Source organism: Arthrobacter sp. MA-N2 (genome assembly GCF_000517125.1).
In the GTDB taxonomy this organism is placed as follows: Bacteria; Actinomycetota; Actinomycetes; order Actinomycetales; family Micrococcaceae; genus Arthrobacter; species Arthrobacter methylotrophus.
This window is the reverse complement of sequence record NZ_KI912155.1, coordinates 1,133,766-1,153,731: the sequence shown is the minus strand read 5'-3', so window position 1 is coordinate 1,153,731 and position 19,966 is coordinate 1,133,766. Positions and strand designations below refer to the sequence as shown.

The following is a 19,966-nucleotide window of genomic DNA, read 5'->3' as shown; positions in this document are numbered from 1 at the left end:
CTAGGGAACTGCCGGGAGAAGGCCGGGCTTGGGTTGGTTTTGATGCGTTGACTGGCACGTGCTCAACTTCGGAACGGTCATGGCGCCGCCACCGCGGCGGGCGTGCGGCCAGCGAGGACGTCAACCGCGCCTTGGGCGGCATCCCTGACCGTGTGTGCCATGCCTTGACGGGTGAAACCCATCAGGTGCGGAGTCAGGACCACGTTTTCATGATCGAACAACGGGTGGTGCGCAGGAGGTTCGGGATCGTACACATCCAAGCCAAGCCCGGAAAGGTGCCCGGACTGCAGTGCCTCGTGGGCGGCGTCGAGGTCGATGAGCCCGCCACGGCTGCAGTTGATGAGGACTGCTCCCGGCTTCATGGCCTTGAGGCGGCCCGCGCTGATGAGGTTCTGGTTTTCGGGCGTCAGGGGCACGTGGAGGGTTACGAAGTCGCTGCCCTTGAGGAGTTCCTCCACGCTGTCGCAGCGGATCGCCGTCGGGATTTCCGCGAAAGGATCGTAGGCCAGGACTTTCAGCTCGAAGGCTTCGGCGATGCGCGCCACGCGGCGGCCAATGCGGCCGTAGCCGATGATGCCCAGCGTGAACCCCTCGAGATCTCCGACGCCGACGGCGGCACGCTGCTCCCAGCGTCCCTCGCGTACCAGGGCGGTCAGCGGAGAGAGCTTCTTGACGAGCGCGAGCAAGTGGGCGAACACGCCTTCGGCCACAGAGGCGGTGTTGCTTCCGGGCGTGATGACCACGGGGATTCCGCGTCGCTTGGCTTCGGCGACGTCCACCAGCTCGGTTCCGACGCCGGTCCTGGCGATGACTTTGAGCGCCGGCATCCGATCCAGTAGTTCCCTGTCCACTCGGTAGGCAGCCCTGACAATTGCGGCATCGGCGTTTGCCAGGTCCTCGGCGGTGGGATCCTGGATGAGTCGCTGGTGTTCGGAGAGAAGCGGTTCCACCAAGTCGGGTTCGACGCTTCCGAGAGCGACAAAGATTTGGGGTGTGGTGAGAGAAGCCATCGTCATCCTTGAAGATGTGGGGTCTTGGGGCGGCGCCAGGTATGGCGCCGCTGATACGTCTAGGGGCCTGTGGTTTAGAGACCGAGGAGGCTGGATGTCCGCACGACCAACTGCGGCGTGACGGAATGGTGGACGAACCCGCTGCCCTCACCATGGATCCGTTCCAAGAGGGTCTTGGCTCCGGTGACTCCAATGGTGGAGCTGTTCGGGTCAACGGTGGTAAGTCCCAAGCGCGGCATGGCACCCAGTGCGATGTTGTCGTAGCCGGTGATGGCAACTTCCACGCCGCGCTCGTCGGCCGCGGTCATTGCACCGAAAGCGGCGAGGTCGTTGATGCACGCCAGCGCTGTGGGGCGCTGGCGCTTGGAACGGGAGCCCAGGGCCCTTTGAGCGGCTACATAGCCGGACTCCTGGAAGAAGTCGGCGTCCACTACTTGGATGTAACGGTCAAGTCCGTGTTCTTCCATTGCCGCCGAATATCCGTCCACGCGTTCGCGGCCCACCGAGCCGCCAAGGCCGCCCAGGTGCACGATGTTCTCGTGTCCTTGGGCGATCAAGTGCTCGACGGCCATGGACATACCGTGGGCATCATCGCTTCGCACAATATCGGCAGTATCGATGTAATCCGGTCCGCCGCCCGCAAAGACCACGGCCCCGCCGGAAACCGCGCGGCTGAACGGTGCCTTGTCGGGCACCGTTCCGACGACGAGCAGGCCCGCGACGCGCAAGTCCCGGAAGGCTTGGAGAATGGACTGGTCTACTCCCCTGCCTGCCGCCGTGACCGCGCTGAAGAGGACGGTGTGTCCGGCCTCTTCCAGCACGGTCCGTGCGGCATCGGCTACGTCGAAGGCCCACGGGTTGTGCATATCGCTGACCAGCACACCGATGGTTCCGCTCTCCCGGGTTGCCAGGGAGCGGGCCGCGAGGTTGAGCTCGAAGCCCATCTCCTCAACAACCTTGAGCACCCGCTGGCGGCGTTCCTCACTGACTCGCGGGGAGTCGCGCAGCACGAGTGAAACCAAGGACTTGGAAACACCGGCGCGTTCTGCCACGTCCATGATCGTTGGCCGCCGGGCGGATGGAGGTGCCATGGTTATGCTCGCGCTGCCGTGGTGCCGGGGACTTCGTCGATCTTCTGCCATTGACCGGACAGTGAGGACGCTTCCGCGGCGCTGACAATGGCGGCGGCTGAGGCGGCATCGTGGATGTTGGAGTTTTCCTGTGCTCCTCCAGTGACCGCGACAAGGAACTTCTTGGCCTCGATGACCTTGAGGTCGTCAAAACCCATGCTGTTGCCAGGCCCGGGCTGGAAGTGCGAGTAATCCCCATGGCGCGGGCTGGCGTTGACGGTGGTGTAACCCTGTTCGTCGTTATTGCGTCCCAAGCAGACCTTGAGTTCGTTCATGCGCTCGAAGTCCCATTTGAGCGAGCCTTCGGTCCCGTAGACTTCGATCTGGTAGCCGCATTCGGGTCCAACGGCAACGCGTGATGATTCAATGGTGCCGACGGCGCCTGCCCCGATGGCGGATGGGCCGAAGCGGACCAGCGCTGCTGCGTAGTCCTCATTTTCGACCTCTCCCATTTCACCGTTTTCAATCACCGCGAAGTGCGTCCCTGAACCCATCGCCAGCTTGGGGCGCTGCGTGTAAACCGTGCTTGTGAGCGCGGTTACCTCGGCGATGGGTCCCACTACATATTGGCACAGGTCCGATGCGTGGCTGAACAGGTCCGCGAGCACGCCGGTGCCGGCAAGTTTCCGGTCGAAGCGCCAGGACAAAGCGCCGTTGGGTTCGGAGGCATACCCCGAGAAGAACACGGCGCGGACGTTGGTGATCCGGCCGAGGCGCCCCTCCGCGATGAGCTTCCTGGCGTGCTCTACCGCGGGTGCATGCCGGTAGTTGTAGCCGATGGAGGTCACGACGCCGGCCTCCACGGCGGCTTCCTGCACGGCTGCGGTTTCTTCGTAGCCGCGTCCTACGGGCTTTTCGATCCAGAAGTGCTTGCCGGCTTTGGCCGCTGCGATGCCGATTTCGGCATGCAGGAAGTTGGGGGCGCAGATCGAAACGACGTCCACGTCCGGGTGGTTCAGGACATCGTGGTAGTCGGTGGTGCCTTCCTCGAAGCCCAGGACATCGCGGGCATAGTCCACCCGGTCCGGGGCCGTGTCAGCGGCGATGACCAGCTTGGTGGTCAAGCCAAGCTCCGGGTAGGCGTAGGGGACCGTCTGGTAGGCGCGCGAGTGGAGCTTTCCCATCCATCCGACGCTGATAAGGCCTACACCGACTGTGCGGGATTCTTGGCTCACGTTCATGCCTTTCTCGTTGAAAATTCTGTCAGTTGCGGACGGTATCAAAAGCGTCGCGGAACGCCGCCGCCATGATGGTGGAGTCTGAGCCGATGGCGACGAACCGGAAGCCCTGGCGAACGTACTTGGCTGCCGCCATGCCGTCCACCGCGAGGATGCCGGCCGCTTTGTTGTGCAGTTGCGCGGCAGCGACCACCCTTTGCAATGCCTCCTGGAACGGGTTGCTCTCCAGTTGCATCGGCACACCCAGAGCGAAGGACATGTCCATCGGTCCGACGAAGAGGACGTCCACGCCGTCCTGCGCCGCGATCTCCTCCACGTGCTCCAGCGCGTCGAGGGTTTCGATCTGGATGATCCCCACGGTTGACTGCTGGTCCGCACTCAACGGAGCCCGGTCCATGCCCCAGCGGCAGGAGCGGTTGTATGTCGCAACTCCGCGGTCGCCGTAGGGCGGATAGAGCATGTGACTCACGGTTTGGCCGGCTTCTTCGACGGTGTTCAGTCGGGGCACCATGATCCCTGCCGCGCCTTGGTCCAGTACCCGACCGATGCGGATCCGTTCCCCGCTCTCCACGCGAACAATGGTAGGGACGCCGTAGCTTCCGGCCGCAAGGACACCGTCGCGCACGGCATCTTCGCCGCCGGAACCGTGTTCGAGATCGATCAGCACCCAGTCCGCGCCGGCGGCCGCGCAGACTTCCACCGCGGTTGCCGAAGCCATGCCGACGAAGGTTCCCACTGTGACTTCTCCGGCGGCCAAGCGGCGCCGCAGCTCACCGCCGTCGAGCGGTCCGCCGTCGCGCGGTCCGCCGTCGCGCTTTCGACCCACTGCTGAGCCGCTCATCCGAACCACCGCTGACGGCTCTTTGCCTGCTCGTAATCATCGCGGAGGGTGCGGACCCATTCCTGACCGGACACCTCTGCGGGAGCTACGTCCCACCAGACGTCTCCGCCGGGCAAGTCGACGTGGGGAACGGTCGGCACCACGATCACCACCGGTCCTGCCGTGTCGCGCGTGGCGGCCAATGCTTCCCGGACCTCTGCCGCGGTGGTGGCGCGGATAGCGAGTGCGCCAAGTCCCTCGGCGATCTGTCGCAGGTCCACCCTGAGGTAGTCGCCATCCAGCCGCGCCTTGGGGGCGTCTACGACGGCGACACTACCGCCGGTGGTGCGGTAGCGGAACTCGTTGCCGAATTCCTTGCCGCTGCGGTTCATCTGGAGGCGGTGGATGACCTGGTAGCCGTGATTCTCGGAGACGACGATCGTGACGTTCAGCCCTTCCTGGGCGGCGGTGAGGATTTCGGTGGGTGCCATGAGGAAGGTACCGTCGCCGATGAAGGTAACCACGCGGTTGTCGTTGTTGCCCTCCGCCAGGCGGACGCCCATCCCGGCCGCGATTTCGTAGCCCATGCAGGAGAAGCCGAATTCCAGGTGGCAGTTGCGGTTGCCCGTTGCATCCCACACCTTTTGCAGGTCACCGGGAGGTCCCCCGGCCGCAGCGATGATGGTGTCGCCGGAGCGGGCGTGTTCCTGCATGAGTCCGATCAACTGCGGCTGGGTCAGGACAGCACCGGTGACCGGGGCGTCAGGGTGGTCTTCCGGACGGTAGGCGGTGTCGGCGTCGAGCCACTGCGAGCGGATGGGGGCCCACTTTGCCTTCTCGGCGTGGACCGTTTCCTGCCACGCCTCGCTGGTGCTGTGACCTTCCAGGGTGCGGGCAAGTGCTTCCAACCCCAGGCGGGCGTCCGCGAGGATGCCGGTAGCACCTTGCTTGCGGGTATCGGCATCCACGATGTTCAAGGCCGCGAATCGGACGTCCGGGTTTTCGAAGATCGACTGGGAGCCGGTGGCGAAGTCGGTGAGGCGCGTGCCGACGCTCAGGACCAGGTCGGCTTGCTTGACCAGGGTGTTGGACGCGAAGTTGCCTTCCAGCCCGACGCCGCCCACTTGCCACCATTCGTCTTTGGTAACGGCGCCCTTGCCGCCGAAGGTTTCCACCACGGGAATCCCGATCTGTCCCGCCAGCGCCTCCAACGCGGCGTGGGCGTCGGAGTAGTGGATGCCGCCGCCGGCGATGATCACCGGACGCTCAGCCGAACGGATGAGCCGGGCGACGTCGTCGACCTCTTCCAGGTCCGGCAGCGGCCGCCGGATCTTCCAATCGCGCGGCTCGAAGAATTCGGCCGGGAAATCGTAGGCATGGGACTGCACGTCCTGCGGCAGCGAAAGGACCACGGCGCCGGTGTCCGTGGGACTGGTGAGCACCCGCATTGCCTGCGGGAGTGCCGTCAGGAGCTGCTCCGGGCGGTTGATCCGGTCGAAGAAACGGGATACGGGCCGGAAGGCGTCGTTGACCGTGGCGTCAGCCTCGGTGGGGTGTTCCAATTGCTGCAGCACCGGGCCCTGGTGCCGGGTGGCGTAGGTGTCACCGGGCAGGAGCAGCAAGGGGATCCGGTTGACCGTTGCCAGGCCGGCGGCGGTCACAAGATTGAGCGCGCCCGGCCCGATGGATGCCGTGACCGCGAGGACTGCCTGGCGGCGGCTCGCTTTGGCATAGGCGGTGGAGATGTGCGCCAGGTACTGCTCGTGCCGGCCTTGGATGAACGGCATATCGTCGGCAAATTCGTCCAATGCCTGTCCCAGGCCCGCCACGTTGCCGTGGCCGAAGATGCCAAGGCCTGCGGGGACCAAGCGGCGGCGGACGCCGTCGGCGAGCGAATACTGCGCGGAGAGGTACTTGATGACCGCTTGTGCGGTGGTGAGCCTGATGGTCTGCGATGGTGTGGTCATTGCCTTATTCCCGTTGTCGTCGTTACCAGGGGCGTCCGTGCAGGACGACCGTCTTCTCTTCGGTCATTTCCTGGACGGCGGAGCGAACGCCTTCCTTGCCGATCCCGCTGCCTTTCAAACCGCCGTACGGCATGAGATCGGCCCGCCACAGCGGAGACCAGTTGATGTGGATGTTGCCGGCGTCGATCTGCCGCATGGCCTGCACCGCTCCGGCAACGTCGCTCGTGAAGATGCCGGCGCCCAGGCCGTATTCGTTGTCGTTGGCCATGGCGATGGCGCTTTCCATGTCTTGCGCCGAGGAGACGGCGACGGCGGGGCCGAACAGTTCGTTCCGGCTCAGCGGCGAGCGCGGATCGACGCCGGCGACGACGGCGGGAGTCACCACGGCGCCGTCGCGCTCACCGCCGGTGAGGACACGGGCGCCCGAATGGCGGGCCTCAAGGATAGACGTGTGGACGCGTGAGGCTTCCTCTTCGGAAATCAGCGAACCAAGCTTTGTGTCCTCTTCCTTGGGGTTTCCGATGGCGATGGCTTCGACCTTGGGAACCAGCGCGTCCAGGAAGTCTTTCTCGACACGGTGGTCAACGATGACCCGCTGCACGGAGATGCACACCTGCCCGGCGTTGACGTAGCCGCCGGCAGCCACCGCGGTCGCGGCGAGTTCAAGGTCCGCGTCCGGCAGGATGATCACCGGGCATGAGGCCCCCAACTCGAGGGACAGTTTCTTCACTCCCGCGATCGAACTGATGTGCGTTCCGGTGCTCGTGGAACCGGTGAAGGAGACCTTGCGGACCCGCGGATCGGTCACGAGGACGTCGCCCAGGGAGCTGCCGGGTCCGGTGATAACGGACAGCGCTTCGGCCGGCAGGCCGGCGTCGACGAAGCACTGCGCCAGCTTCAGCGCTGTCAGCGGCGTTGCGCGGGCGGGTTTGAGCACGACGGCGTTACCGGCTGCCAGCGCGGGTGCAATCTTGTGCAACACCAGCAGTGCGGGGTAGTTGAACGGCGTGATCGCGACCACGATGCCCACCGGCTGCCGCAAGGTGAAGCCGATCTTGTCCAAACCTGTCCCGGCGTTTGCGTCCAGCGGAAGGGTGGAGCCGTACAGCTGGCTTCCCTCGTAGGCGGCGAGGCGAATGATGTTCCCCGAGCGGCTGGCCTCGCCGCGGGCTTCCGTGATGGGCTTACCGGTTTCGGCGCTAATGGTCTGGGCGATGTCCTCGGCGCGTTCATCCGCGAGGGCGGCGGCGCGCAGAAGGATATCGACGCGGACATGGGCTGGCGTAGTCCTTTGCAGGTGGGCGCCGATCTCGGCCCGGTCAAGAGCGGCCTGGGCGTCCTGGACCGTCGCCACGGGAACCGTGTCGATCGTCCGGCCGTCGAAAGGCGAGCGGACTTCCTCGGTCCTGCCGTCGGCGGCGCCACGCCAGTTTCCAGCTATTAGCATTTCCATGGTTGCTCCATCAGGTTGTGAACTTTTGCGCTCAGTGGCGCTTGGCGTTGCTTTCGTATGCCGCGTCAGCGACTTCGGCGACTTCGGCTTGGACTTCTTTGAGGGCTTGGGTGTGTCCGCCGAGTTGTTCGAGTTCGTGGGCGAGTTCTGCCAGTTCCGCGCCGCCGGCCATCTGGGCGGTGAGTTCGTCCAGGGTGATGTCCTTTTTGTCGTAGTAGCCGATGGACTTGCCGCGTTTGAGCAGCAGGAACCGGTCACCGACGGGGAAGGCGTGGTGCGGGTTGTGGGTGATGAAAATGACGCCCAGACCCCGGTCCCGGGCCTGCAGGATGTAGCGGAGCACGACGCCGGACTGCTTGACTCCCAGCGCGGCGGTGGGTTCGTCCAGGATCAACACCTTCGCCCCGAAGTACACGGCCCGGGCGATCGCGACGCATTGGCGTTCACCGCCGGAAAGCTGACCGATGGGCTGTTCCACATCGCGCAGGTCGATGCCCATCGCAGCCAGCTCCTTCAGCGTGATGTCCTTCATCTTCTGGACATCCATGGACTTGAACGGCCCGAACCCGGAGGTCAGTTCCGAACCGAGGAAGAAGTTCCGCCAGATCGGCATCAACGGCACCACGGCCAGGTCCTGGTAGACCGTGGCGATGCCGGCATCCAGGGCGTCCCGGGGCGAGTTGAACTTCCGCTCATCGCCCATGACGTGCAGGGTGCCTTCATCGTGCTGGTGCAGGCCCGCGATGATCTTGATCAGCGTGGACTTGCCCGCGCCGTTGTCCCCCAGCACGCAAGTGACCCGGCCATTGTCCACGGCCATCGTCACGTCCCGCAGGGCGATGATGTTCCCGTAGTGCTTGCCCACCCCGTCCAGGGAGAGCAGATGCACGGGGGTGTGGGTCAGCGGGTCCTTCTCGTCCCGGAGCAGGGTCTGCTGATCGATCTGTTTGGCATTCATTTTCCCTAACCCCTTTTACTTAAGCTCTGCACGACGTTTGACGATGAGGTTCACGATGGTGGCCAGCAGCAACATCAGGCCCAGGAAGAACTTGAACCAGTCCGGGTTCCACTGCGCATACACAATGCCCTTGTTCGCCATCCCGAAAATAAACGCACCGATCGCCCCGCCCACCGCCGAACCATAACCACCCGTGAGCAGGCAGCCGCCGATCACCGCGGCAATGATGTACAGGAACTCGTTGCCCACACCCTCACCGGACTGCACAGCATCGAACGCGAACAAGTTATGCATGCCCAGGACCCAGCCGCAGAACCCCACCGCCATGAACAACCCGATCTTCGTCCTGGTCACCGGCACCCCCACGGCACGGGCCGCGTTCGCGTCCCCGCCCACCGCGAAGATCCAGTTCCCCACCTTCGTGCGCAACAGCACCCACGACGCGATCGCGACCAGGATGACCCAGAAGAACACCGTGATCTTCACCTCGACCCCGCCGATACTGATCGAGGAAGCAAACACCGCATGCGCCGAATCAAAACCATCCAGCTTCGAAATCGACGGAGACGACACCGACCCCCCGATCAGCCGCGTCAAGGCCAGATTCAGGCCCGTAAGCATCAGAAACGTCGCCAACGTCACAATGAAGGACGGAAGCTTCGTCTTGACCAGAATCCAACCGTTGATGAAACCAATGCCCAACGAAACCACCAGCGCCAGCACCACCCCGACCCAGGCATTCATCGAGAAATACCAGCTGAACAACGACGCCGTCAGGGCCGAGGAAATCACAGCCACACCAGTGGAAAGATCGAACTCACCACCAATCATCAACAACGACACCCCCACCGCCATGATCCCGATCGTCGAAGACCCATAAAGGATCGTCGCCAAAGCATTCGGCTGCGTGAACGTACCCGAGACCGAAGCAAAGAAAACAAACAAAACCACAGCCCCCACCAAGGCACCCACTTCAGGCCTCGCCAAAAACTTCTGGAACGGATTGCGTTGCCCAACCCGCTCATCCTTGATCGGCGCGGGCGCCGGGGCAGTAACTAAAGACATGGAACACACTTCCTTCTCTGTCAGCTCGCGCGGCAAGGAAAAGTTATGCCGCGCGAGCTGAACCGTCATCGGATTAGCGGATGCCCTGCTGAACGAACTTCAGCACATCGGAAATATTGGACTTGTCCACGATCGTCGGGCCCGTGAGGACGGGCTGGCCGCCACCGATCTTGAAACCACCAAGTTTGTTCTGCCAGATTGCGTCAATGGACATGTAGCCCTGGAGCCACGGCTGCTGGTCCACCGTGAACAGGACCTTGCCATCGTTGATCGCCTGCGCCAGCGCAGGGTTCAGGTCAAAGCTGGCCACCTTGATCTGGCTGTTGGCATCTGCCACGGCTTTGATAACGGTCAAAGTGATGGGGGCGCCGAGCCCGACGATCACGTCAGCATCCTTGCTGGCTTGGAGCTTCGCCGTCGCGGTGGACTGCACTGCCGTCATATCGGCCCCGTTGACATAAAGGATCTCCGTGCCGGGCACCTTCGTCTTCACACCCGCGCACCGCTGTTCGAGTTGCACCTGTCCTTGTGACTGGATCACGCAGATCGGGTGCTTGTAACCGTCCCCCGCCAGCTTGGCGCCGACCGCCTCGCCAGCCAGGGTCTCGTTGGAGCCGAAGTGGGTGAACGCCCCCATCTGCGCGGAGACGTCCCCGCCGGCGTTGAAGCTCACCACCGGGATGCCTGCGTCGGTGGCCTTCTTCAGCACATCCTTCATGGCACCCGGGTTCGCAATGGTGACCGCGATCCCATCAACCTTCTGGTCGATGGCCTGCTGCACCAGCTGGGACTGGCGGCCCGCATCGGCGTCACTCGTGTAAAGAACCTCAACGTTGTCTTTCGCTGCCGCGGCCTCCGCCCCCTTGCGCACGATGTCCCAGAACGTGTCGCCAGCCTCGGCGTGAGTAATCAGCGCTACCTTGATCCGGGGAGTGCTTGCCGCCTGCCCACCACCCGCGGCGTTGGCGGTGTCGGCCGGCTTGCCGCCCCCGCTTGAGCATGCTGCCAGGGCCAGAAGCGGTACTACGGCAAGGGCTACTGCGCCCCGCCGCCAATTGAACTTTGCCACGTGAGATCTCCTTTGATGTCGCGTACTTCGACCGTCGAACCCCGTTGCTGTGCCTTCGAAGACATGGTGGGAGGACGGAACCATCTGCTACGAACGAATGTGATCCACATCGCATTGTGGAACGCTCCAACGCTAAATCAATGCTTGACCAATTGTCAATGGAGCGTTCCAATTGAGTGGTTGACGGATTTCCCCCGACTGCTCCAACTAGCCGCGCACCGTCGCGAGGAGAACAATGCCGCATTCACGCACCCCCGAACTGATCGCGACCTGCTGGACCAGCGCAGGGAATATCGCCCCGTTGAACAACCCCGAGACAAGTCCTATCCCTATCGGCGAGCGATTGGACACGATCGCCGCTACCGGATGGACAGGGTTCGGATTGGCGTACGACGACCTTGTCACCACGAAGGACACCATCGGTTTCTCTGGACTCAGGAAACTCATCGACCAAGCAGGCTTCCGCCATGTCGAAGTCGAGTTACTCACCAACTGGTGGAACGACTCCAGTGCCCCTGAGTGGAGGCCGCAGTTCGAGCTGCTCCTCGACGCCGCCGAGACACTGGGGGCGCGCTTCATCAAAGTGGGAACGGCGTTCAGCGAACCCCTGGATGATCTTGATTTCTTGGTGGAGCCACTGCGACGCCTGACAACGGAGGCCGCAAAGAGGGGGACGCGTATTGCTCTCGAGCCCATGCCGTTCTCCATGGTCGGCTCGGTACCCGCGGCCGCGGAACTCATGCGCTCTGTTGACCTGCCGGCATGCGGTTTGGTGGTTGATTATTGGCATGTCTTCCGTGCCGGAACGAGCTTGGAGGAGCTGTCCCATAGCCTCACCGCAGACCAGGTCTTCGGCGTGGAACTCAATGACGCCGACGCCGAAATCAGGGGAACGCTCTTCGAAGACACCCGAGACAATCGACGTCTTTGTGGAGAGGGAGACCAGGATGTGACCGGATTCATCAAAACGCTGCAAGCCATCGGCTTCAAAGGGCCGTGGGGCGTCGAAATCCTTTCCGAACAACACCGGAAACGTCCCCTCTCGGAGGGATTGCAAGCTGCCCTGTCCACGGCGCTGGCCTGCTTCCCGCCGTCACTTCGATGACGCGCCCCACCGACCCAACTGGCTCGCAATTGTTGACGCTATGGGGGCTCATAACGACATCAAATGCGAGCTAGTTGGGTCCCGCAACACAAAGCAACGTTGTGACCCAGCTAATGGCACGGATCGTGGGGTGTTGATACCTTCCGATTGATCGGCTGAAATGATTGGTGGTGTCCGATGCGATCAATCATGGCCCATGCCCGCGCCCTCCATGCGGTCCCACCGGCAAGCAACGATCACCTCGCCGCGGTCCGGGTCGCACTGAGCGTCGCGGTGCCAGCATTGGTGCTTCTCGCGCTCGGGCGGCCGGACCTCATCATCTACGCAGTCTTCGGCGCCCTGACAGGCATGTACGGCCGTGCCGAGTCGCACCAATTGCGGCTCAAGCACCAGGCCCAGGCCGCCGCGGTGCTCTTGGCCGCGGTCTCCGTGGGCACTTTCTTGTCCGTCTCCCATATTCATTCATGGGGCCTCGTAGCGGTCGAATCGATCTTGGCAGGCGCGGGTTCATTGTTCTCGGACAAAGTACGGCTCAAGCCGAACGGTCCGTTCTTCGGGATCCTGGCGCTAGGAGCATGTGCCTCCGTTCCAGCGCATATCCCGTTCTTTGCCGCCGTCTTGATCTGCGCAGCATCAGCAACATTCTCGATGGTGGTGGGTTTTGCCGGTTGGTTCCGGCACCGGATATGGGAACGAGGCGCCATCCGGGACATTCCGGCATTCAGCGTGAAGCTCCGCCAGGCCGCCGGGATACACGCGGCCCGGTACGTGCTCGCCGTCGGCGCGGCCGGAGCCTGCGGAGTGCTCACCGGCAGCGGACACCCCCACTGGGCCATGGCCTCGGCCGCTGTTCCGCTGGCCGGAGCCGATATGCCAAGCCGGCTACACCGCGGCATCCACCGCATCGTAGGGACGTTCCTTGGCTTGGCGATTGTCGCCGTCGTACTCTTCCCCGGTCCCCTATCGCCGCTGCATTACTTCCCCGGACAAACGACGACCATCCTCGCCCTGCTGGTGATCGCTTTCCAGTTCCCCACGGAGCTGTTCATGGCCCGGCACTACGGTTGGGCCATGGTGTTCTTCACCCCGGTCATCTTGCTCATGACCCAACTGACGGTCCCCACAGATCCGGGCGTGCTGGTCCTGGAACGCGGAGTGGAGACTTTCGTGGGAGCCGTGATCGGGATTGCGGTGGTAGTGCTGGTCCAGGCTCCGCGGTTTGCCTCACGGAGCTGGCTTACTTTGCGGGGAGGCGGGGTGGACCGGAGGTAAGCTTCGCCGGCAGGAAACGCATGACGGCTGTGATCGCCTTGTACCGCTTGGTGGGGATGGAAACGCCTTTACCCTTTGCATTGTCTTCCAACCCTTCCCGGACAACGCGTTCGGCCTTCAGCCACAAGAAGCGCGGAGCGACCGACTTGTCCATGCCCATGCGGTCATGGAATTCGGTGTGCGTGAAACCCGGGCACACGGCCGTGACCTTCACACCGTTGCCGGCATAGGCCGTGTTCGCCCAACGGCTGAAGCTCACTTGCCAGGCCTTCGCTGCCGAATAGCTGCCCCGGTTCGCGAAGGCCGCAACGCTGGCGACGTTGACAATCCGGCCGGTCCGGCGCGCCAGCATGCCTCCCAAGGCCGCATGGCACAGCTCCATGGGCGTCTGGACGTGCAGCCGCAGGTGCCGCTTTTCGTCTTCCACATCGTTCTGTTCGAAGGACTTCAGCAGCCCGATTCCGGCGTTGTTGACCAGCACATCCACCGGCCGCGAAGCGTCCCGCAAGCGGTCCGCCACAGCCGCAACCCCGACGTCGGAGGTCAGGTCGGCTGGCAGAACCTCCGCCGAGATACTGAAGTCCCGTTCAAGCATCTCGGCGGTTGCCCGCAGCCGCGCTTCGTCGCGGGCGACGAGCACGAGGTGGTGGCCGGATTCGGCCAGTTGGCGGGCGAATTCCGCCCCAAGCCCTGCAGTAGCGCCGGTGACCAAGGCAGTGAGTTCGTTGGCTCGAGTTGTCATGCGCCCAGACTAGTCCCGTTGACGCCGAGTCTGGGCCGAAGTGGCCTACACGAACTTCGGGTTGGCGAGCCGCCCTGCTATCTGGAGGCCACCGGACGGATCCGCGAGGTCCAGCATGTGTTGGTTGTTGCGCAGCTGCAGGCGGTTCAGGCAGGAAAGCTCGAAGTCGGGCGCGAAGAGATCGTGCATGGCGAACTGCTCCGCCAGCTCCGGATGGCGCGCTTGGTATTCACGCACGACGGCGGCGGCCGTCGCCCAAAATTCGTCCTCGCTGATTGTCCCGTCCTCTACAAGGAGCGCGGCGAGGAAACGGAAGATGCAGTCGAAAACGTCGGTGAAGACGGTCAGTACCATTTCTTCGGCAGGGATCTCGGCTTTGATGCGCGATACCTCGTCCGGAAGGTGCAACCGCTCCCCCATCACCACGATTTCCTCGCCGATGTCCTTCATGATCGCCCGTACCGGCACGCCGTCTTCCAGCACCAGGATGACGTTCTCGCCGTGCGGCATGAGCGCGAGTTCGTATCCATAGAGGAAATGGACCACGGGCACGAGATAGGCCTCGAAATAGCTGCGCAGCCACTCGGCCGGAGCCAGTCCCGAGCGCCGGATCAAGGCGGAGACCATTGACACGCCGTCCGCATCGACGTGCAGCAGGGAAGCCATGGTTGCCAACTGCTGACCCTCCTTGAGCAAGGGAAGCGGACTCTCCCTCCACAGGGCCGACAGCATCTTCCGGTACGGGGAACCCTTCGCCGAAGCAGCCTCGTAGTAATGGTTGTGGTAACCGATGGCTGCGGCCTCACGGATGATGGCCAGGCCCCGGTCCTGAAGCTCCTGGTCATCGGCAATGAGTTGCTGGAGCCAATCGTTGATCGCCGGAGTGGCTCTCATGTACTCCGGCGAGAGACCCCGCATGAAGCCCATGTTCAGCACCGACATCGCGGTCTTGACGTACGACTTCTCCGGCGCGGTGGTGTTGAAGAACGTCCGGATGGATTGCTGCGCTTGGTAAACGTCCTCCCCCGTACCCAAGTGGACGATGTGGCGCTGGGCGATTTCTGCCGCGAACGTCACGCTGAGCTTGTTGTCCCACTGCCAGGGATGCACCGGCATGAGGAAGTAGTCCTCCGGCTCCACGCCCCTGGCCAGCAGCTCCGCGTCGAAGCCGGCCAGCGTGGCGGCACCGAGTTCGGTTTCGAAGTGGGTCCGGTAATCCAAGCCCGCCCTTGAGGTGAACACGGCTTTGCTCCGGTGGACCGCGATCCATTGGAGTTGCACGGCGGCGCCGGTTTCCGGGGCGAACGAGTGGTAGTCCGAGATGCCGAAGCCGAGCCTGCCGTTGTTGGCAACGAAGCACGGATGCCCTTCGCTCATGCTCTGTTCAATCGCTTGGAAGTCGGCCGCAGGGTCCGAGCCGCCGGAAACCCCTGCAACAAGGTCCATTGAGCTGCGGCCGGCACCCTGTTTGTAGGCGTGGCTCGCCAGCGTGCTGCTGATTTCCTCAAGGTAGACGGGCAGGATCTCCTCCCGGATGCCAAGGGTGTCACGGAATTCCGTGATGAAGGCCAACGCATCCAGGGGCAGCCCGGGGGCGCCTTCCGCGGCTCCGAGCTCGATCCGCACCATGGATTCCGCGACAATCGACCAATGATCGAGCTCCAGGATCCGGGCACGAAAGCGGTACTCAACGGTGCCGTCGTCGCTGGCTAGGCTATAGAGGCCGACGCCGTCTTCACGGATCAGCTCGGGTTCCATCAGCTCCGGTTCCAGCAGCTCCGGGGTCAGGATGCGTTCGTGCGAAAACTCAGCGAGCGCTTTGCGGACCAGATGTCGATTGGCGATGGCCCAACGTTCCGGGTTCAGGTGGGCAGTGGACTGATCGGCGGGCATTGTCTCGTCAGGAATGCTGGTCATCGCTGTTCTCCTTCGGTTTCCGCTGCATTGGCAGCGAGGATGGGTGTCAGGGTCGCGTGGAAATCGGCGCGCGTGCAGAAACTCAGCAGCGCTTCCTTGCGGGTTTCGGGCTGGTGGGCTTCGGTACAGCCCGGTGCCTGCTCGACGGCGGGAAGCGTCACAAGGCAGCTGGCGCGGAAGCCCACGCGTTGGTTGAGGAGGTGGATCTTGTGGTTTCGGGCATCCGGTTCCACCACGATGCGTGCCGTCCCGGGATCTTCGAAGAGGTGCGCCATGACGGACTGCATCACGCAGGTGGTGTACCCGGGAATCGAAGGACCGGCGGGCGCGGCCACCAGGAGGTGCATTCCGGTGTCGCCCGGCTGCACGTTGTAGACGCTGGCCAAAGGCGACTCCTCGGGCCGGTACCTTTCCATCAGGAACGCGGGGACGCCGCCGTCGAGCCCCAGGAAGGCTTGATGGTGACCGCTGTCAGCGATGCGCGTGTACTCCTCCGCAACGTCCTGGACTGTTGCGGACACCATGCCCCAGAAGCGCGCACGCGCCGCGCTCACCCAGCTGTGGAGGAGAAGTGCATCGGCGGCCGGATCGACGGGACGGAAAGTAAACGTCACGCGCTGGCCTCCGCGGGAACTCTGGCAGGTGCCGACGCCGGAACGGGTGCTCCAAACTGCTGGAACGCGATGTTGCGTTCCACGGGATAAACTTCGCGGCCGGTAATTTCGCGCAGGATGCGGGAGTTGCGGTACGCGGCCATGCCCAGGTCGGGAGTGACGAAGCCGTGGGTGTGAAGCTCCGCGTTCTGGACGAAAATTTCGCCGGGCTCAACGCCGATGCCGTAGTTCCGTGCGACATCGAAGCGGCCGCTGGGGTCGCGCCGGATGCGGTCCTGGATTCCCGAGAGAAACACCGGCTCCTTGTAGGAGTATCCCGTGGCAAGGACTACCGCCTCGGACTCCAAGGAGTAGTCGCGCCCCTGCTCTCCATGGTGTAGCTGCAGCGTGTGTATACCCGCGGCAGGGTTCCATTCCGCGGCCACCAGGCTTGAGTGCGTGTGAAGCCGGGTGTCCACCATTCCGGAAAGGCTCTTCGCGTAGAGGAGATCGTAAATGGCGTCGATCAGCTCCGAGTTGATGCCCTTGTACAGGTTCTTCTGGCTGCTGATGAGCGAATCGCGCTGCTCGCCCGGCAGGGAATGGAAGTAGTCCACATACTCCGGCGAGGTCATCTCGAGTGTGAGCTTGGTGTACTCCAGGGGGAAGAACCTGCCCGAGCGGGTGACCCAGTTCAGCTGGTAGCCGCACCCGTCCATCTCTTGGAGGAGCTCAAAGTAGATTTCGGCCGCGCTCTGGCCGCTGCCAACGATGGTGATGCTGCGCTTGGACTGGAGTTGACTCTTCCTCGACAGGTAGTCGGCGTTGTGGAGGACAAGTCCGCCGCCGTCAACGATGCCGGCACACGCCTCCGGAAGGTAAGGCGATGTTCCCGTGCCCAGGACCAGCCGCCTGGCGCGAAGCACCTCGGCGCCGGCGGGACCTTGGAGCGAAAGTTGGTACACGCCGTCGTCGTACGTCGCATCTAGCACATCCGTGCCAAAACGTATCGAGGGCAGCTGCCCGGCCACCCACTGGCAGTACTGGTTGAACTCGGCCCGCAGCGGGTAGAAGTTCTCCCGGATGTAGAAGCGGTACAGTCGCCCGGTCTGTTTGAGGAAGTTCAAGAACGAGTACTTTGACGTGGGATCTGCCATTGTCACAAGGTCGGCCAGGAACGGGACCTGCAGGTGCGCGGGCTCCAGCATCATGCCCGGATGCCAGTCGAAGGATTCCCTGCGCTCGAGGAATACGCACTCGAGCCCGTCCAGCGGCGCACTGAGCGCGGCAAGGCCCAGATTGAAGGGCCCGACGCCGATGCCGGCGACGTCGTAGATCTTGCCCCTGAGTTCGGGGGTGCTTTCGGGGGCGCTCATGCCGCCGCCCGTGCCTGCTCGGCCGGCTGATCCGCGAGCAGGCCTGCGCCTGTCCGCCGGATGAGCTCGACGATTTCCCGAATATCACCGAGGGTCGCCTCGGCATTGAGCAGGGTGAACTTCAAATAGTGGCGGCCAGCCACCGTGGTTCCGGCGACGACGGCCTCTCCGGAGTCGAAGATCGCGGCTCGAATGGCGGGGTTGAGGACGTCGCTGGCACCCTCGGCGAGGGCGCTTCCCCCGACGACGGGGCGGTAGCGGAAAACAAGGGTGCTCAAACACGGTTTCGCCGCAAGCTCGAAGTCCGGATCGTTCGCTAGCAGGAATCCGACGCGTCCTGCCAGGTCGATCGCTTCGTCGAAGAGCGCGCCGATGGCGTCAGCACCCATGATGCGCAGAGTCAGCCAAAGCTTCAAGGCGTCGAAGCGACGCGTGGTCTGGATGCTCTTGTCCACCTGGTTGGGGATTTCAGCCAGGGCGGCGCTCTCCGGATTCAAGTAATCGGCGTAATACGTGACGTGCCGCATCATGGCGCCAACGCGGAGTAGCACAGCACTGGAGCTCACCGGCTGGAAGAAGGTCTTGTGGTAATCCACCGTCACGGAGTCGGCCAGACGAGTGCCCTCGAGGAGGTGCCGGTAACGGTTCGAAACGAGCAGGCCACCGCCGTATGCAGCATCGACATGCAGCCAGGAATCGTAGGCATGAGCCAAAGCAGCGAGTTCCGCGAGCGGGTCTACGGCCCCGAAGTCAGTGGTCCCGGCGGTGGCCACAACAGCCATGGGCACCAGCCCGGCGTCGTGCGCTTCCGCCAAAGCGGCCGCCAAAGCGGAAGGATCCATGCGGTGATCCGCACTGGTCGGCACCGTGATGACGGCATCGAAGCCCAGACCCAGCATCGACGCCGCCTTCCGGATGCTGAAATGACTATCCAGGGAAGTAAGGATCCGCAGGCGCTCGAGGAGCGCCGGCAACCGCGACTCGCCGATTTCGGCCCGCAGCTTGGCCACTGCGTGGTTGCGGGCGATCAGGAGGGCCTGGAAATTGGACTGACTGCCGCCCGAGGTGAACACACCGTCGGCGTCGTTGCCGAAGCCAAGCCGTTCCGCGGTCCAGTCGATCAGGCGGCGCTCGATCATCGTGGCGCCAACGCTTTGGTCCCACGTGTCCATGGAGGAGTTCACTGCCGATAGCACGGCTTCGCCAAGCAGCGCCGGGATCACCACCGGACAGTTCAAATGCGCGGCATAGCGGGCGTCGTGGAAATAGATGGCGTCTTGGAGGTAGAGCTCGTCGAGCTCCTCGAGGGCGGCGGCGGTGTCCGGCAACGGTCGTTCAAGCTCGACGGCGGCCACCCGGGCCGCCATCTCGGCATGCCCGACGCCGGTGAACGGCCGGGCAGTCCGCTGCACCTTGGTGGCGACCACGTTGACCCCCTGCAGCACCTGGGCGACGTACCTCGGCGAATTTCGGGCATTGAAAAGCTGGTTGGTGGCCGCAAGGGCCAGCTCAACGCTGGAGCCGAAATCCTTGTCCGGTTCAGTCCGGTCTTCGACACCGGTTTCGACACTGGGCGACGTCATGTCGGTTTCCTTCTTTCGGGGTTGAGACACTGGGCTTGCTTCACGAGTAAACAAAGGCAAGCCTTACTTAGGTTTACCTTTTCGTCAAACTTTTGTGTTGTTATTCACCGAAAGATGGGAGTTGCTTGCATGTGACTGGAATTCGCGGGCCAGAAGGGCTAATTTGGCCACTTAAACGCGGCCTTACGCCAGGTAGCCTCGGCGGAGTGCGCGCGGTAACGTGCCCCTCAAGTGCGCGGCGTACACCTCACCGAAACCGATCCTCCCCGCAGCCGATCGCCGGCGCCCGCCGCGACCCGCTCGAAGTCCCGGGAGGCTTGCCGGGGATCCCCCGCGTCTAGCGCTTCTAGCTGTCCCGCCGAGGTCCCATGGCGAGCACCCGGACGATCAGTTGGGCATCCCGGATCTCATCGATGATCCGGTAATCACCGGCGCGGACACGCCGGTCACTGCTGCTGCCGGAGAGCTTCTTTGCTCCGGCGGACGCGGCGTTTCGGCAAGGAGCTCCATTGCGGCCTGGAAGCGCCATTGGACAATGGATCGGGTACCTCCGGGGGCGCACGCTGGACCAACCGGCGCAACCGGCCTGCAGAACCGACACCGTTAGTTTGATCGAATGGCCATTATTGGCGTTGAAATACGGGATTTCAGCAGCTGGAAGCCCCCGTGTATTGGCGAGTCTTATGGTGCCGCTGCCAAAGCAAATCCACGCGGGACAGCCTCGGGGC

The 19,966-nt window shown here is 63.5% G+C and carries 17 protein-coding genes; 2 read left to right on the top strand and 15 right to left on the bottom strand.

The genetic code is table 11. The features are described 5' to 3' along the window. Positions 1–77: 77 nt before the first annotated feature. From A3M3_RS0105915 to A3M3_RS0105875, 9 genes are all read right to left on the bottom strand, one after another. Positions 78–1,010 (bottom strand): hydroxyacid dehydrogenase, encoded by a 933-nt coding sequence (locus A3M3_RS0105915; RefSeq protein ID WP_028265573.1) that lies wholly within the window; start codon positions 1,008–1,010, stop codon positions 78–80. A gap of 74 nt (positions 1,011–1,084) precedes the next feature. Beyond that, positions 1,085–2,068 carry a LacI family DNA-binding transcriptional regulator gene (locus tag A3M3_RS0105910; protein WP_231497319.1) on the bottom strand — a complete coding sequence of 328 codons (984 nt, stop codon included), beginning with the start codon at positions 2,066–2,068 and terminating at the stop codon, positions 1,085–1,087. Between the two features lie 35 nt (positions 2,069–2,103). Further along, entirely contained in the window at positions 2,104–3,315 is a 1,212-nt protein-coding gene (locus A3M3_RS0105905) for a Gfo/Idh/MocA family protein (RefSeq protein WP_028265571.1), read from the bottom strand. 28 nt (positions 3,316–3,343) lie between these two features. After that, entirely contained in the window at positions 3,344–4,159 is an 816-nt protein-coding gene (locus tag A3M3_RS0105900; protein ID WP_051422953.1) for an HpcH/HpaI aldolase family protein, read from the bottom strand. Next, positions 4,156–6,105, bottom strand: a complete 1,950-nt coding sequence (gene iolD, locus A3M3_RS0105895) for a 3D-(3,5/4)-trihydroxycyclohexane-1,2-dione acylhydrolase (decyclizing) (RefSeq protein WP_028265569.1) — start codon at positions 6,103–6,105, stop codon at positions 4,156–4,158. The genes A3M3_RS0105900 and iolD overlap by 4 nt, the downstream gene beginning before the upstream one ends. Before the next feature lie 22 nt (positions 6,106–6,127). Next, entirely contained in the window at positions 6,128–7,558 is a 1,431-nt protein-coding gene (locus tag A3M3_RS0105890; protein WP_028265568.1) for an aldehyde dehydrogenase family protein, read from the bottom strand. Positions 7,559–7,589: 31 nt separating this feature from the next. Continuing rightward, entirely contained in the window at positions 7,590–8,516 is a 927-nt protein-coding gene (locus A3M3_RS0105885; RefSeq protein ID WP_028265567.1) for an ATP-binding cassette domain-containing protein, read from the bottom strand. Between the two features lie 15 nt (positions 8,517–8,531). Next, the gene (locus tag A3M3_RS0105880) at positions 8,532–9,581 is read right to left on the bottom strand and encodes an ABC transporter permease (RefSeq protein WP_028265566.1); all 1,050 of its coding nucleotides are present in this window, start codon (positions 9,579–9,581) and stop codon (positions 8,532–8,534) included. Between the two features lie 73 nt (positions 9,582–9,654). After that, entirely contained in the window at positions 9,655–10,650 is a 996-nt protein-coding gene (locus tag A3M3_RS0105875) for a substrate-binding domain-containing protein (RefSeq protein ID WP_028265565.1), read from the bottom strand. Positions 10,651–10,885: 235 nt separating this feature from the next. On the opposite strand from A3M3_RS0105875, the gene A3M3_RS0105870 reads away from it, so the two are divergent. After that, positions 10,886–11,755, top strand: a complete 870-nt coding sequence (locus A3M3_RS0105870) for a sugar phosphate isomerase/epimerase family protein (RefSeq protein ID WP_028265564.1) — start codon at positions 10,886–10,888, stop codon at positions 11,753–11,755. A gap of 177 nt (positions 11,756–11,932) precedes the next feature. Continuing rightward, entirely contained in the window at positions 11,933–13,027 is a 1,095-nt protein-coding gene (locus A3M3_RS0105865; protein ID WP_028265563.1) for an FUSC family protein, read from the top strand. Here the strand turns inward: A3M3_RS0105865 and A3M3_RS0105860 are convergent. The 6 genes from A3M3_RS0105860 to A3M3_RS23920 form a co-directional block, all read right to left on the bottom strand. Beyond that, entirely contained in the window at positions 12,993–13,769 is a 777-nt protein-coding gene (locus A3M3_RS0105860; protein WP_028265562.1) for an SDR family NAD(P)-dependent oxidoreductase, read from the bottom strand. The genes A3M3_RS0105865 and A3M3_RS0105860 overlap by 35 nt on opposite strands. Before the next feature lie 45 nt (positions 13,770–13,814). After that, entirely contained in the window at positions 13,815–15,686 is a 1,872-nt protein-coding gene (locus tag A3M3_RS0105855) for an IucA/IucC family protein (RefSeq protein WP_028265561.1), read from the bottom strand. Continuing rightward, on the bottom strand, positions 15,683–16,300 hold the full coding sequence (locus A3M3_RS0105850) for a GNAT family N-acetyltransferase (protein WP_028265560.1): 618 nt from the start codon (positions 16,298–16,300) through the stop codon (positions 15,683–15,685). The genes A3M3_RS0105855 and A3M3_RS0105850 overlap by 4 nt, the downstream gene beginning before the upstream one ends. Then, complete coding sequence (locus tag A3M3_RS0105845) at positions 16,297–17,655, bottom strand: lysine N(6)-hydroxylase/L-ornithine N(5)-oxygenase family protein (protein ID WP_028265559.1); 1,359 nt, start codon at positions 17,653–17,655, stop codon at positions 16,297–16,299. Before A3M3_RS0105845 ends, A3M3_RS0105850 begins: the two co-directional genes overlap by 4 nt. After that, positions 17,652–19,238 (bottom strand): pyridoxal phosphate-dependent decarboxylase family protein, encoded by a 1,587-nt coding sequence (locus A3M3_RS23925; RefSeq protein WP_035741397.1) that lies wholly within the window; start codon positions 19,236–19,238, stop codon positions 17,652–17,654. Before A3M3_RS23925 ends, A3M3_RS0105845 begins: the two co-directional genes overlap by 4 nt. Positions 19,239–19,584: 346 nt before the next feature. Further along, positions 19,585–19,767, bottom strand: coding sequence for a type II toxin-antitoxin system RelE family toxin (locus A3M3_RS23920; RefSeq protein WP_231497192.1), 183 nt, complete (start codon positions 19,765–19,767; stop codon positions 19,585–19,587). Positions 19,768–19,966: the final 199 nt, after the last annotated feature.